13 protein-coding genes are annotated in these 13,510 nt (G+C 63.0%); 10 read left to right on the top strand and 3 right to left on the bottom strand.

Features of this window, described 5'->3' with window-relative positions; genetic code table 11:
* Positions 1-4: 4 nt before the first annotated feature.
* The 7 genes from RCCGE510_RS23300 (at position 5) to RCCGE510_RS23270 (ending at position 7,775) form a co-directional block, all read left to right on the top strand.
* Positions 5-1,504: a type II and III secretion system protein family protein gene (locus tag RCCGE510_RS23300; protein WP_007634063.1), complete on the top strand. Its 1,500-nt coding sequence runs from the start codon at positions 5-7 to the stop codon at positions 1,502-1,504.
* Positions 1,501-2,259: a CpaD family pilus assembly protein gene (locus RCCGE510_RS23295; protein WP_081525786.1), complete on the top strand. Its 759-nt coding sequence runs from the start codon at positions 1,501-1,503 to the stop codon at positions 2,257-2,259. Before RCCGE510_RS23300 ends, RCCGE510_RS23295 begins: the two co-directional genes overlap by 4 nt.
* Before the next feature lie 14 nt (positions 2,260-2,273).
* Positions 2,274-3,551: a CpaE family protein gene (locus RCCGE510_RS23290; protein ID WP_007634052.1), complete on the top strand. Its 1,278-nt coding sequence runs from the start codon at positions 2,274-2,276 to the stop codon at positions 3,549-3,551.
* 24 nt (positions 3,552-3,575) lie between these two features.
* The gene (locus tag RCCGE510_RS23285) at positions 3,576-5,051 is read left to right on the top strand and encodes a CpaF family protein (protein WP_007634050.1); all 1,476 of its coding nucleotides are present in this window, start codon (positions 3,576-3,578) and stop codon (positions 5,049-5,051) included.
* Between the two features lie 5 nt (positions 5,052-5,056).
* Complete coding sequence (locus RCCGE510_RS23280; RefSeq protein WP_007634048.1) at positions 5,057-6,064, top strand: type II secretion system F family protein; 1,008 nt, start codon at positions 5,057-5,059, stop codon at positions 6,062-6,064.
* Positions 6,065-6,079: 15 nt separating this feature from the next.
* Positions 6,080-7,066 carry a type II secretion system F family protein gene (locus tag RCCGE510_RS23275; RefSeq protein ID WP_007634046.1) on the top strand — a complete coding sequence of 329 codons (987 nt, stop codon included), beginning with the start codon at positions 6,080-6,082 and terminating at the stop codon, positions 7,064-7,066.
* Between the two features lie 76 nt (positions 7,067-7,142).
* A complete protein-coding gene (locus RCCGE510_RS23270; RefSeq protein ID WP_007634045.1) occupies positions 7,143-7,775 on the top strand; it encodes a LysE family translocator in 633 nt (210 codons plus the stop codon).
* Positions 7,776-7,811: 36 nt separating this feature from the next.
* Here the strand turns inward: RCCGE510_RS23270 and RCCGE510_RS23265 are convergent, their stop codons facing one another.
* Positions 7,812-8,648, bottom strand: coding sequence for a tetratricopeptide repeat protein (locus RCCGE510_RS23265; protein WP_007634044.1), 837 nt, complete (start codon positions 8,646-8,648; stop codon positions 7,812-7,814).
* Positions 8,649-8,790: 142 nt separating this feature from the next.
* Between RCCGE510_RS23265 and RCCGE510_RS23260 the strand changes: the two genes are divergently transcribed.
* The 3 genes from RCCGE510_RS23260 to RCCGE510_RS23250 all read left to right on the top strand — a co-directional run bounded on the left by RCCGE510_RS23260 (position 8,791) and on the right by RCCGE510_RS23250 (position 11,611).
* Complete coding sequence (locus RCCGE510_RS23260) at positions 8,791-10,182, top strand: leucyl aminopeptidase (protein WP_007634043.1); 1,392 nt, start codon at positions 8,791-8,793, stop codon at positions 10,180-10,182.
* Positions 10,183-10,355: 173 nt separating this feature from the next.
* The gene (locus RCCGE510_RS23255; RefSeq protein WP_007634042.1) at positions 10,356-10,706 is read left to right on the top strand and encodes a MarR family winged helix-turn-helix transcriptional regulator; all 351 of its coding nucleotides are present in this window, start codon (positions 10,356-10,358) and stop codon (positions 10,704-10,706) included.
* A 47-nt stretch (positions 10,707-10,753) separates the two neighbouring features.
* Entirely contained in the window at positions 10,754-11,611 is an 858-nt protein-coding gene (locus RCCGE510_RS23250; RefSeq protein ID WP_007634040.1) for an NlpC/P60 family protein, read from the top strand.
* Here RCCGE510_RS23250 and RCCGE510_RS23245 read toward each other — a convergent pair whose 3' ends face one another.
* Both RCCGE510_RS23245 and RCCGE510_RS23240 read right to left on the bottom strand, forming a co-directional pair.
* Entirely contained in the window at positions 11,612-12,472 is an 861-nt protein-coding gene (locus RCCGE510_RS23245; protein WP_037079460.1) for an ABC transporter permease, read from the bottom strand.
* A gap of 3 nt (positions 12,473-12,475) precedes the next feature.
* Positions 12,476-13,423 (bottom strand): ABC transporter permease, encoded by a 948-nt coding sequence (locus RCCGE510_RS23240; protein ID WP_007634036.1) that lies wholly within the window; start codon positions 13,421-13,423, stop codon positions 12,476-12,478.
* Between the last annotated feature and the right edge of the window lie 87 nt (positions 13,424-13,510).

The raw sequence follows: 13,510 nt of genomic DNA, 5'->3' as shown, positions 1-13,510 counted from the left end.
GCAAATGGGCAATTCTTCGCGGCGCGCCGGACTTCTCCTGACAGGCTGCCTCTCTCTGGCAGTCGCCGTCTCCGCTATCGTGCCGGCCTCTTTCGCGCTGCTTCTTGTATCCGGCGAGGCACGCGCCGATTCCGAAAGCATGGTCCGCATCTCGCAGACCGGCCCCGATGCCCATCGCCGGCTGAAACTCGGGTTGAACAAGGCCGTCGTCGTCGATCTGCCCGAGGATGCGCATGATATTCTCGTGTCCGATCCGACCATGGCCGATGCTGTGACCCGCACCTCGCGGCGCATCTACCTGTTCGGCAAAAAGGTCGGCCAGACGAATATCTTCGTCTTCGGCGCCGGTGGGCAGGAAATCGTCAATCTCGACATCGAGATCGAGCGCGATGTTTCCGGCCTCGAAGTCAATCTCCGCCGCTTCATTCCAGACTCCAACATCAACGTCGAAATCGTCTCCGACAACATCGTGCTGACCGGCACCGTGCGCACCCCGCAGGATGCCACACAGGCGGCCGATCTGGCGCAGGTCTTCCTCAAGGGCGGCGAAGCGACGACCAGAAGCGAGACGGCATCGGGCACCGGCGGCGACAGCTCGGTGGCGCTCTTTGCCGAAGCCCGTCAGAGCTCGCAGGTCGTCAACCTGCTGCAGATCGAGGGCGAGGACCAGGTCACCCTCAAGGTAACGATCGCCGAGGTCCGCCGCGAGGTGCTGAAGCAGCTCGGCTTCGACAATCTGGTTTCCAATTCCTCCGGCATGACGGTCGCCCAGCTTGGCAGCCCCAGCGCCGACAGCGCGACATCGGTGGTTGGCGGCGGGCTGGCGGCGCTGTTCAAGAGCACGATCGGAAAATACGACATTTCGACCTACCTCAACGCGCTGGAGCAGGCCAAGGTGGTCAAGACGCTGGCCGAGCCGACGCTGACGGCAATATCGGGCCAGGCCGCAACCTTCAATTCCGGCGGCCAACAGCTTTACTCGACGACCGACAGCAACGGCAACGTCACCGTTGTACCCTTCAACTACGGTATCAACCTCGCTTTCAAGCCGGTCGTGCTGTCATCGGGACGCATCAGCCTGCAGATCAAGACCAATGTCTCCGAACCGGTTGCTGGCAGCGGCAGCGCTACGTATCAGCGCCGTTCGGCGGAGACTTCGGTGGAACTGCCCTCGGGCGGCTCGATCGCGCTGGCCGGCCTGATCCGCGACAACGTTTCTCAGACGATGGGCGGCACGCCAGGTGTCTCGAAGATCCCGCTGCTCGGCACCCTCTTCCGCCAAAAGGGTTTCGAGCGTCAGGAAACCGAGCTCGTCATCATCGCAACGCCTTATCTGGTGCGTCCGGTGGCGCGCAATCAACTCAACCGGCCGGACGACAATTTCAGCCCTGAGAATGACGGTGCAACCTTCTTCCTCAACCGAGTCAACAAAGTCTATGGCCGCCGCGAGGCGCCCGTTGCCGACGCGCAGTTCCACGGCTCAATTGGGTTCATCTACAAATGAGCGGCGCACGGTCGGCAGCAATGGAAGAGAACAGGGATCAGGTGATGGCCCATATCAATTCGACGACACACCGCCTCGGAATCTCGAAGGCGCTTTTTGCCACGGTTGCCATGTCGCTGGCCGCCCTTTCCGGATGCGCCGGCCCACATGACCAGCTGACGACCGGCGGTATTCCCGACGACTATCGCGCTCGTCATCCGATCATCGTGACCGAAGCGGAGCAGACGGTGGACATTCCCGTCGCCTCCACCGATCGCCGCCTGACCAACGCCCAGCGCGACCTCATTCGCGGTTTTGCCGCAAACTACATCGCGCGCGCCTCAGGCCCGGTCTACGTGCTGTCGCCGCAAGGTTCGCCCAATTCGGCGGCAGCCTATCAGCTGCGCAATCAGGTCCGTGGCGAGCTGGCGAGGAGGGGGATCGCAAGCTCGAAAATCGTCAACACCTCCTACGCCGCGGTCGGCCCTGGCGATGCGGCGCCGATCCGATTGAGTTTTACCGGCACAACCGCGATCACCACGCAATGCGGCCAGTGGCCGAAGGACATCTCGAACGATTTGACCAACCAGAACTACTATAATTTCGGCTGCGCCTCGCAGAACAACCTCGCCGCCCAGATCGCCAATCCTGAGGATCTGGTGGCGCCCCGCGGCATGACCCCGATCGACGCGCAGCGCCGCAACAATGCGATCCAGGAATATCGGACGACGACATCGACGATTGAAGAAGTCGCCGGCAGCGACAGCAGCTTCTGAGGCGGAACGGCACGATGAGCGCGATAGAGTACGAAATCAAGAATCAAAACGAGCTTCGCCACGCCGAGGAGGCGGTGCGCATGGCGGATCTGGAAAACATGCGGCCGCTGCCACGCATCTCCGTGCATGCCTTCTGTGAGAGCGAGGCTCTGCAGCAGGTCATGGAACGCTGCGCCAATGATCGGCGCGTGGCCAAGGTCAGCATGCGCATCACCAGCGGCGGCATCGCCGCTGCTGCCAATATGTTCTCCGGCACCCCGACGCCGAACCTCATCATCCTCGAGACCAAGGCGAATGCCGGAAACCTGCTCGCCGAACTCGCGCCGCTCGCCGCCGTCTGCGATCCGACGACCAAGGTGGTCATCATCGGCCACTACAACGATATCGGGCTTTATCGCGACCTGATCCGCAACGGCATCTCCGAATATATGGTCCAGCCCGTTGACATGCCCGATATCCTGGCGGCGATGGCCGCGATCTTCGTCGATCCGGAAGCCGAGCCGCTCGGCCGCAGCATCGCCTTCATCGGCTCGAAGGGCGGTACCGGCGCCTCGACCATCGCGCATAATTGCGCCTTCGGCATTTCCAACCTCTTCTCATCCGAGACGATCCTCGCCGATCTCGACCTGCCCTATGGCACGGCGAACATCGACTTCGATCAGGATCCGGCGCTCGGCATCGCCGAAGCGGTCTTCGCGCCCGATCGTCTCGACGAGGTCTTTCTCGACCGCCTGCTGACGAAATGCTCCGAGCATCTTTCCTTGCTTGCGGCACCCTCGCTGCTCGACCGCGCCTATGATTTCGACGGCCAGGCGTTCCAGCCGGTGCTCGATGTCCTGCAGCGCAGCGCCCCCGTCACCGTGCTCGACGTTCCGCATGCATGGTCGGAATGGACGCGTTCGCTTCTGTCGAGCGTCGACGAGGTGGTCATCACGGCGGTTCCCGATCTCGCCAATCTGCGCAACGCCAAGAACATGCTGGATGCGCTGCGCAAGATGCGGCCGAACGACAAGCCGCCGCATCTCATCCTCAATCAGGTCGGCATGCCGAAACGTCCGGAGATTTCACCGTCGGATTTCTGTGAGCCGCTGGAGATCGATCCGATCGCCATCATCCCCTTCGACATCCATCTTTTCGGCAATGCCGCCAATAGCGGCCGGATGATTTCGGAAGTCGACCCGAAGTCGCCGACGGCGGAAACCTTTTCGCAGATATCGCACATCGTCACCGGCCGTGTCGCGATCAAGAAGGCGAAGAAGGGCGGACTGCTGGGCCTCCTGAAGCGCAAGTAGAACAAGCAGATTGGATTAAGCGGCATGTTTGGAAAACGCGGAAACGAAGGTTCCGGAAAGGTTGGAGGGGCGATTGCTCCCCCGCCGCCGGCTCCGGCCGCTGCCCCTGCGGCTTCTTCTCCCTCGATTCTGGTCGAACCCGCGCGCGAGCCTGCACGCCAGCAGGTGACGCCGCCGCCGATGCAGACGCCGCAGCGCAAGCGCCCTGCTCGTACCGATGAATACTATGACACCAAGGCGCAGGTCTTTTCTGCGCTGATCGATACGATCGATCTCTCGCAGCTTTCCAAACTCGACGGTGAAAGCGCGCGCGAAGAAATCCGCGACATCGTCAACGACATCATCACCATCAAGAACTATGCGATGTCGATCTCCGAGCAGGAAGAGCTGCTTGAGGATATCTGCAACGACGTCCTCGGCTACGGTCCGCTGGAGCCTTTGCTGGCGCGCGACGATATCGCCGACATCATGGTCAACGGCGCCGGTCAGACGTTCATCGAAGTCGGCGGCAAGACAATCGAATCGGAAATCCGCTTCCGCGACAATGCGCAGCTTCTCTCGATCTGCCAGCGCATCGTCAGCCAGGTCGGCCGCCGTGTCGACGAATCGAGCCCGATCTGCGACGCCCGCCTGCCCGATGGCTCGCGTGTCAACGTTATCGCGCCGCCACTGTCGATCGATGGGCCGGCGCTCACCATCCGCAAGTTCAAGAAGGACAAGCTGACGCTCGATCAGCTCGTCCGTTTCGGTGCGATCACGGCGGAAGGCGCGACCGTGTTGCAGATCATCGGGCGCGTGCGCTGCAACGTCGTCATTTCGGGTGGCACCGGCTCGGGCAAGACGACGCTGCTGAACTGCCTCACCAACTATATCGACAGGGATGAACGCGTCATCACCTGCGAGGATACCGCCGAACTGCAGCTGCAGCAGCCGCATGTCGTGCGTCTGGAAACGCGCCCGCCGAATATCGAAGGCGAGGGCGAGATTACCATGCGCGATCTCGTCAAGAACTGCCTGCGTATGCGTCCCGAGCGTATCATCGTCGGCGAAGTGCGCGGACCTGAGGTTTTCGACTTGCTGCAGGCGATGAACACCGGTCACGACGGCTCGATGGGTACGATCCACGCCAACACGCCGCGCGAATGTCTGAGCCGTATCGAATCGATGATCGCCATGGGGGGCTTCACCCTGCCGGCAAAGACGGTGCGTGAGATCATCTCCAGCTCGGTGGATGTGATCATCCAGGCGGCGCGTCTTCGCGACGGCTCGCGCCGCATTACCCAGATCACCGAGGTGATCGGCATGGAAGGCGACGTCATCATCACCCAGGACCTGATGCGCTACGAAATCGAAGGCGAGGATGCGGCCGGCCGCCTGGTCGGCCGGCACATGTCGACCGGCGTCGGCAAGCCGCATTTCTGGGATCGCGCCCGTTACTTCAACGAGGAAAAGCGTCTTGCCGCTGCCCTGGACGCGATGGAAGCGAAAACGAAGGATTAGGCGAGATGTTCGGGTTCGATCCGATAGTGTTGGCAATCGTCGTCCTCGCCGCCATCTCCGCGGCGGCGGTCGCCTATGCCCTGATGTTTTCTCGGATCGAGGCCGACAAGAAATCGGCAAGCCGCATCAACCGCGTCAAATCGGCTGAAAGCGACCGGGTCAAGGTCAAGGCCGCCCGCGACCGGGTGCAGGAAATGTCGAAGCGCCGGAAATCGGTGCAGGACAATCTGAAGGATCTGGAAAAGCGCCAGCACGAAAAGACCAAGAAGACCCTGACGATGAAATCCCGGCTGGTGCAGGCCGGCCTGACCATCACGGTCGGGAAATTCTATCTCATCAGCGCCGTCTTCGCCTGCGTGCTGCTGCTCATGGCTTTCATCATCGGTGTATCGTTGATGGTGATAATCGGTATCGCCGTGGTCGCCGGTCTCGGCCTGCCGCGCTGGATCGTCGGCTTCCTGATCAAGCGCCGCCAAAACAAGTTCCTCAACGAACTCCCCAATGCGCTTGACGTCATCACCCGCTCGATCAAATCGGGCCTGCCGCTCAACGATGCGATCCGTCTTATCGCAACCGAAGGCACCGAGCCGGTCAAGAGCGAGTTCCGGCGCGTGATCGAGGCACAGCAGGTGGGCCTCAGCATCCCCGACGCCTGCGCCCGCATGACGACCCATATGCCGCTCCAGGAAGTCAGCTTCTTCGCCATCGTCATCGCCATCCAGTCGCAAGCCGGCGGCAATCTGTCGGAAGCGATCGGCAACCTTTCCAAGGTGATACGCGAGCGCAGGAAGATGAAGGCCAAGGTCTCGGCGCTTTCGATGGAAGCCAAGGCGTCCGCCGTCATCATCGGCGCTCTGCCCTTCATCGTCGCGACCCTCGTCTACCTCACCTCGCCGAGCTACATGATGATCCTTTTCACCGATCCGCGCGGCCATTTCATCATGGGTGTATCGGCGATCTGGATGTCGATCGGCATCTTCGTCATGCGCAACATGGTCAATTTTGACATCTAGCCGGAAGGACGCATCATGTCGCAGGACCTTGCCGCAACCCTGACCAATCCGAGCATGCTGATCGCGCTGTTCGTGGCTATCGCCGTCTTCGCCACGTTTTACACGATCGCCACCCCCTTCTTCGAGCGCGGCGATCTCAACAAGCGTATGAAGGCCGTCTCGACCGAGCGCGAGCAGATCCGCGCCCGCGAACGCGCCCGCATGAACGCCGAAACCGGCACCGGCAAAGCCTCGCTCAGAAACCAGAACAATCGTTCGGTCCGCCAGATCGTCGAACGCTTCAACCTGCGCAAGGCGCTCGTCGACGAGAATACCGTCAACAAGCTGCGTGCTGCCGGGTTTCGCTCCGAGAATGCGCTGAATACCTTCCTCGTAGCGCGGTTCCTGCTGCCCTTCCTCTTCCTGGCGCTTGCCGTGTTCTGGGTCTTCGGTCTCGGCCATCTCGCCGAAAGGGGCATGCCCATCCGCATGTTCGCTGTCATCGCCATCGGCTATGTCGGTTTCTACGCGCCGAACATCTATATCTCGAACCGCATGGGCAAACGCCAGCACTCGATCAAACGCGCCTGGCCGGATGCGCTGGACCTGATGCTGATCTGCGTCGAATCCGGCATTTCGATCGAGGCCGCGATGCGGCGTGTGTCGGAAGAGCTCGGCGAGCAGTCGCCGGCGCTCGCCGAGGAGATGGTGCTGACCACGGCTGAACTATCCTTCTTGCCGGATCGCCGCATGGCGCTTGAAAATCTTGCCACGCGCACGCAGATCGAGCTGGTGCGCTCGGTCACGCAGGCGCTGATCCAGGCCGATCGCTACGGCACGCCGGTCGCGCAGGCGCTGCGTGTCCTCGCCCAGGAAGGCCGCGACGAGCGCATGAACGAAGCGGAAAAGAAGGCAGCCGCCCTGCCGCCGAAACTGACGGTGCCGATGATCCTGTTCTTCCTGCCGGTGCTGATCGCCGTCATTCTCGGCCCGGCCGGCATCCAGGTGTCCGACAAGTTCTGATGCTTGCGCCGCTTAAATCGATTCCGATTTGAGGAATTATGCGGTAGCCTTCGATTTCAAAACGAGGGTTTCCTTGATGTCTTCTGCAGGCGTTTTCATCAGCATCATGGCAGCCCTGGCCGTCGGCGCCATGAGCCCCGGCCCGAGCTTCGTCGTCGTCTCCAGGATTGCCATTTCGCGGTCGCGGCTGGACGGTCTTGCGGCCGCACTCGGCATGGGCGCCGGTGGTGTGGTTTTTGCCGTGCTGGCACTCGCTGGGCTGACGGCGCTGCTGTCCCAGTTCGAATGGCTCTATGTCTTGCTCAAGGTCGCAGGCGGCGCCTACCTCATTTATATCGCCGTGAATATCTGGAGAGGTGCTGCGCAGCCGCTGGAGGTATCCGACGCCAGCGATAGCCAACCCGCGCCGATGCGGAGCTTCACGACCGCGCTGCTGACCCAGCTCAGCAACCCGAAGACCATCATCGTCTATGCCAGCCTCTTTGCTGCGCTTCTACCGAGAACGGTGCAGCTCGATCTGATGATCGCGCTGCCGCTCGGGGTCTTTGCGGTGGAAGCGGGGTGGTATTCGATCGTGGCCTTCGCCTTCTCGGCCCGCCATCCGCGGCGGCTCTATCTCGCTGCGAAGAGCTGGATAGACCGGACCGCCGGTGCGGTCATGGGCGGCCTCGGTCTTCGTCTTATTCTGTCGGGCCTAAGCGCCCGCTAAAGAAGGCCGAACTGCTGACGACATAATCCTGATCGGTCAGTTGGTATTGCTGGCCTCCGCGGCACCTGGCGTCTTGTCCTTGGCGGCAAGTTTCTGCCAGGAATTCTGCTGCGAGAGCATGCCTCTGAGATAGGCGACATTGGCATCGGCCTGTTGTGGCGAAAGTTCGCGCCGGGCGATTTGCTCGGCCTCGGGGAAATGTCCCTGCAGACCGACGACGAGGGCAAGGTTCTGCCTGACGCGACTGTCGGCTGTGGGTTGGCTGGCGGCGGAGCGCAGGTAGGTTTCGGCGGTGCGCAGATCGCCGGTCAGCACGTAGGACATGCCGAGGTTGGAAAGGATGGAGGGCTCGTTCGGCTGGATGTCGAGCGCGTCACGGTAGCGCTGCCGGGCATCGCTTGCCCGGCCCATCTGGTCGAGGATCGCGCCTTGGGCCGAGATCAGCTTCCAGTCCGGACGGTCGGGTGTCTGGGCGCGGCCGATCGTGTCGAGCGCCTGCTGGAACTGACCGGCCGCCGCCTGCGCTTTGCCGTAGGCGGCGAGCACGTTGCGGTCGGCGGGATTGCTGATCGCCACCTGCTGCATAACGGCGAGCGCCTGCGTGTCACGGCCGTTCATGCGCAGCAGATTGGCATAGCTGACGCCGGTGACGGGATCGCGCGGGTTCTTTTCATAGGCCTGACCGAGCCGGTCGGTCGCCGAGCGCAGCTCGGTCGCGTCCATCTCTTCAACCGGCTTGGTAAGCTTCGGCACCGAGCCCGTCGTCATTCGGTCCTTGGTTGTCGAGCAGCCGGCGAGCGCCAGGACGATGAGCGATGCCGCAGCGCCCTGGAGGATACGATTCGTGAATGTGGTGGTGAGCGAGGCGGGCATGACGCGTTCCTGAATTCCGAAATCGGCGCCTGACCTCGAAGCGGAACAGGGAAAGGTTTGACGCAATCTTCGCTCCAGCAATAGTCTGTTAACCCTAACAGACCGTTAAGGAGTGATTCCTTACGACCGCCGAAGGACAATCATGGCCCCCTATCAGTTCATCGAGAGAGCGACCCCTTTCAACACCAAGGGCGGTTCGACGCTGCCGATCTTTGCCGTCACCCCCGCCCATATCGAGACCGGCACGATCGATCCGATCGCGCTCGATTGGGCGCGCAGGGCGGGCTACAAGGCCGAAAGCGGGTCGTTGCTGCTGATCCCGACGGCCGAAGGCCATCTCGGCGGCGCGCTTTTTGGCCTCGGCACCAATCCATCCGAGCAGCCTTACATTACCGGCCGGCTCGCCCGGGCGCTGCCGGCCGGCGACTGGCACATCGAGACTGCACCGCTGACGGCAAATCGGCTGGCTCTCGGCTTTGGCCTCGGTAGCTACCGTTTCGACCGCTACAAGTCCGAAAAAACGCCGGCGGCGACGCTGATGATCCCCCGCGATGCCGACAGTGCCGACATCAAGCGCCAGCTCGCCGGCGTCTTTCTCGCCCGCGACCTCATCAACACGCCGACCAATGATATGGGGCCGGAACAGCTCGAGGCGGCCTTCCGCAGCCTGGCCGCACATTACAAGGCAGAGATGTCTGTTATCAAAGGCGACGACCTGCTCAAGCAGAACTTCCCGCTGGTCCATGCCGTCGGCCGCGCCAGCGCCGATGCACCGCGCCTTCTCGAATTACGCTGGGGGAAAAAGGGCCACCGCAAGGTGACGCTCGTCGGCAAGGGCGTCTGCTTCGATACCGGCGGTCTCGATATCAAGCCTGCCGCCTCCATGCTGCTGATGAAGAAGGATATGGGCGGTGCGGCGAATGTCATGGGGCTTGCCCTGATGATCATGGATGCCAAGCTGAAGGTCGACCTGCGCGTCATCGTTCCGGTCGTCGAAAACGCCATCTCGTCCAATGCCTTCCGCCCCGGCGACATCTATAAGAGCCGCAAGGGTCTGACCGTCCAGATCGACAATACCGATGCCGAAGGCCGTCTCATCCTTGCCGATGCGCTCGCCTATGCCGACGAGGAAGAGCCCGACCTATTGATCGACATGGCGACGCTGACCGGTGCTGCCCGTGTCGCCCTCGGTCCGGATCTCCCGCCCTTTTTCACCGATGACGCCAATCTGGCGCATGACTTGACCGAAGCGAGCCTCGAAACAGACGATCCGATCTGGCGCCTGCCGCTCTATTCCGGTTACGAAAAGGATATCCGCACCAAGTTCGCCGATCTCACCAACGCGCCGGCCGGCGGCATGGCGGGGGCGATCACCGCCGCCCTCTTCCTCAAGCGTTTCGTCGGCAAGGCGAAGAGCTGGGCGCATTTCGACATTTACGGCTGGGCGCAATCCGAGCGACCGCATTCGCCGGGCGGTGGTGAAGCGCAGGCGATCCGCGCGCTCTTCCATCATATCCGCGAGAGCCTGCGCTGACGCCATAGCCAGCTGGAGCCGGGGCGCATCGTGTGACCTGTTCATGCGCTGCCCTCGCTGCCGATCGTTAAAATTTTATTCACCCTGCCGGGCGGCAATTCCTGCCGCCTCTTGCATGTCCATGCCAACTGCCGGAAAATGAAACGTTAGCGTAACGATCTTCCGGAGGGGCCGTGCCGATCGAACTGACCGCCTCGCAAGCGCTGGGGCTCTGGCATGGCGTGGCGCTCGATCAGGTCCGCCACGATGACCGCGATTTGACGTTGCGCCAGATGGCGATCCTGCTGCATATTTATCTGGTGCCGCCGCCGCATACGGTGCGCGGGCTTGCCGCGACGCTTGAGGTCACAAAGCCGGTCATTACCCGCGCCTTGGACACGATGGGCGAGATGGGCCTGGTCGACCGCGTGCGCGACGATGCCGATCGGCGCAGCGTGATCATCAAGCGCACCGTCGGCGGTGCGCTGTATCTGGAAAAGCTCGGCGACCTAGTCCGTGATCAGGCCCGCCGGCTGCCGCTCTGAGAGGCCAACTGAAGGGCCGCTTGAAAGGCCACTTGAAAGGAATGCCAATGACGATGCTCGACCGCCGGCTGCATGCCTATCGGCCCGATCTCGCCGAAGCGGGGCTCGAAGGCAAGGTGGAGGCTTTGCGCTTCGTGGACGGCACCCCGGCGCGTGTCGCCGTTCCGGTCGTCGGCCTGCGCCCCGAACCGGACCTTTTGCGTGGCATCGATACCGAACTACTTCTCGGCGAGGGCGTGACGGTGTTCGATCGCGCCGGCGGCTGGTGCTGGGTGAAAGCCGCCTCGGACGGCTATGTCGGCTATGTCCCCAAAGAGGCGCTGTCGGAGGGCCTGATGGCCCCGACCCATATCGTCACCGTCCAGCGTACATTCCTCTATCCGGAGCCGGAATTGCGCAAGCCGCACCAAGCCATCCTGTCGATGGGAAGCCGCGTGCATGTCGCCGGCGAGGCGGAAGCGCGCGGCAATCGCTACGTCGTGCTCGAGGACGGGACGGCGATCTTTGCTAAGCACGTCCAGCCGATCGGCGCGCTCGATGGCGCCGACTACGTCGAAATCACAGCCCGTTTCCTGGAGACGCCCTATCTCTGGGGCGGACGCTCCGGCCTCGGCATCGATTGCTCCGGCCTCGTCCAGCTGGCGATGCTGATGACCGGCAGCGCTGCGCCGCGCGATACCGACATGCAGGCAGCCGGCCTCGGCCAGCCGATCGACCGCGCCGAAATCCGCCGCGGCGACCTGGTGTTCTGGAAGGGCCATGTCGCCGTCTTCGAGGATCCGGAAACCATCCTCCACGCCAACGGCCACAGCATGACGGTGGCGCACGAGAATTTCGAGGCCGCCGTCAAGCGTATCGGCTGGCTCTACGAGCAGCCGACCGGCTACCGCCGCCCGGCCGGCTGATCAGCGGTGCGCCTCGCGCGGGTCGAGAAGATCGCGCAAGCCGTCGCCAAGCATGTTGAAACCGAAAACGCTGAGCGCGATGGCAAGGCCGGGCAGGACCGCTAGCCAGGGGGCGAGCGCCAGATAGGTTTGTGCATCGGCCAGCATCCGGCCCCAGCTCGGCGCCGGCGGTGCCATGCCGAGCCCGAGGAAGCTGAGACCGGCTTCGGTCAGGATCGCCAGCCCGAGCTGAATGGCGCCATGGACCATGATCTGGCTGATGATATTCGGCAGCACATGGCGCAGCGAAATGGCCAGGCGCGTATTGCCGAGCGCGCGCGCCGCCGTGACGTAGTCGCGGCTCCAGGCCTGCAGCGAGGTCGCAAGCGTCACGCGGGCAAAGACCGGGATCATGAAGACGGCGATCGCGGTGATCGCGGTGAACCGCCCCGGGCCGAGAAAGGCGCCGAGCACCATGGCGGACAGGATCGGCGGCAGCGCGAAGATGACGTCGCAGATGCGCATCAGCAGCGCTTCGAACGGACCGCGGATCGCCGCCGCCGAAATACCGGCGATCGAACCGAGAGTCCCGCCGACGGCAACAGCGGTGATGGCGATCGACAGCGAATTCCAGCATCCCGCCATCAGCATAGACAGCACGTCGCGGCCGAACTGGTCGGTGCCGAGCAGGCCGAAGGCGAGCGGCGGCTGCAGTTTGTGGATGATCTGCATTTTTGCCGGCGGCAGCGGCGTCCAGACGAGCGATAGCAGCGCGACGGCGACCAGCAGGCCGATAATCACCGCTCCCGAAACCAGGTTCATTCTCCGGCTAGGTTTAAAGAGCTGGCGGCTGACAGCGGCGCCGGAAACGACGGGAGCCATGCCTCAAGCCACCTTTCTCATCCTCGGATCAATCGCCAGATAGGAGAGATCGACAATGAAATTCACAAGGATGACGAGGCCTGCGAAGAACAGTACGACATCCTGCATGACGATGATGTCGCGCTGGGCGAGCGCCTGCAGGGCCAGCCGCCCGAGGCCGGGCAGATTGAAGACGTTTTCCACCAGCACCGCGCCGGCGACGAGAAAGGTGAATTGCAGCCCGATCAGCGTCAGGATCGGGATCAGCGCGTTCGGCACGATATGCCGCCACAGCACGGCGTTGCGCGAAAGCCCCTTGGCCGTGGCGGTGCGGGCAAAATCCTCATGCATCGTCTCCAGCACCGCTGAACGCGCCACCCGCGTCAGCACCCCCGCCTGCGGCATCGCCAAAGCGACGGCCGGCATCACCAGCGCCTGCAATGCCGGCATCAGGCCGGCGCTCCAGCCCGGGAAACCGCCGGCCGGCATCAGCCCGAGGATCGTCGAAAACAGGATGATCAACAGCAGCGCCACCCAGAAGGCCGGCACGGCAATGCTGATCTGCGAAAACAGCGTGGCGATGATGTCGAAGACTCCGCCGCGGCGCGAAGCGGCCAGCGCGCCGAGCGGCAGGGCAATCGCCACCGAAAGCACGATCGCCATCAGCGCCAGCGGCAGCGTCACCGCCAGCCGCTCGACGATCAATCCCACCACCGGTACGCCATAGGTGTAGGACTGTCCGAGATTGCCTGACACCACGCCGGCAAGCCATTGCCCGTAACGCAGGATGAGCGGCTGATCGAGCCCGAGATCATGGCGCAGCGCCGCCAGCGTCTCCGGGCTTGCCGAGGTGCCGAGCATGATCGAGGCGGGATCGCCGGGCAGCAGGTCCATGACGGTGAAGATCAGCAGCGAGATGATGAGAAGCGTGACGAGGAGACCGGCGAAGCGGCGGGCAAGAAGTGCGATCATGCGAGCCACGCTGCCGGGGCGGCTTTTAGGGGATGGCCTCGTCGCCAGGCTTTCGAGGTGATGCGACGGTCACCCCACCCTCCCTCA

The organism is Rhizobium sp. CCGE 510 (assembly GCF_000292525.1).
GTDB lineage: Bacteria > Pseudomonadota > Alphaproteobacteria > Rhizobiales > Rhizobiaceae > Rhizobium.
The sequence above is the reverse complement of the archived record's forward strand: the minus strand, read 5'-3'. Positions and strand labels throughout refer to the sequence as shown.

Excerpts from the sequence above, each read along its gene's own strand:
- RCCGE510_RS23300 (WP_007634063.1), top strand. The coding sequence starts at position 5 with ATGGGCAATTCTTCGCGGCGCGCCGGACTTCTCCTGACAGGCTGCCTC.
- RCCGE510_RS23295 (WP_081525786.1), top strand. The coding sequence starts at position 1,501 with ATGAGCGGCGCACGGTCGGCAGCAATGGAAGAGAACAGGGATCAGGTG.
- RCCGE510_RS23290 (WP_007634052.1), top strand. The coding sequence starts at position 2,274 with ATGAGCGCGATAGAGTACGAAATCAAGAATCAAAACGAGCTTCGCCAC.
- RCCGE510_RS23285 (WP_007634050.1), top strand. The coding sequence starts at position 3,576 with ATGTTTGGAAAACGCGGAAACGAAGGTTCCGGAAAGGTTGGAGGGGCG.
- RCCGE510_RS23280 (WP_007634048.1), top strand. The coding sequence starts at position 5,057 with ATGTTCGGGTTCGATCCGATAGTGTTGGCAATCGTCGTCCTCGCCGCC.
- RCCGE510_RS23275 (WP_007634046.1), top strand. The coding sequence starts at position 6,080 with ATGTCGCAGGACCTTGCCGCAACCCTGACCAATCCGAGCATGCTGATC.
- RCCGE510_RS23270 (WP_007634045.1), top strand. The coding sequence starts at position 7,143 with ATGTCTTCTGCAGGCGTTTTCATCAGCATCATGGCAGCCCTGGCCGTC.
- RCCGE510_RS23265 (WP_007634044.1), bottom strand. The coding sequence starts at position 8,648 with ATGCCCGCCTCGCTCACCACCACATTCACGAATCGTATCCTCCAGGGC.
- RCCGE510_RS23260 (WP_007634043.1), top strand. The coding sequence starts at position 8,791 with ATGGCCCCCTATCAGTTCATCGAGAGAGCGACCCCTTTCAACACCAAG.
- RCCGE510_RS23250 (WP_007634040.1), top strand. The coding sequence starts at position 10,754 with ATGACGATGCTCGACCGCCGGCTGCATGCCTATCGGCCCGATCTCGCC.
- RCCGE510_RS23245 (WP_037079460.1), bottom strand. The coding sequence starts at position 12,472 with ATGGCTCCCGTCGTTTCCGGCGCCGCTGTCAGCCGCCAGCTCTTTAAA.
- RCCGE510_RS23240 (WP_007634036.1), bottom strand. The coding sequence starts at position 13,423 with ATGATCGCACTTCTTGCCCGCCGCTTCGCCGGTCTCCTCGTCACGCTT.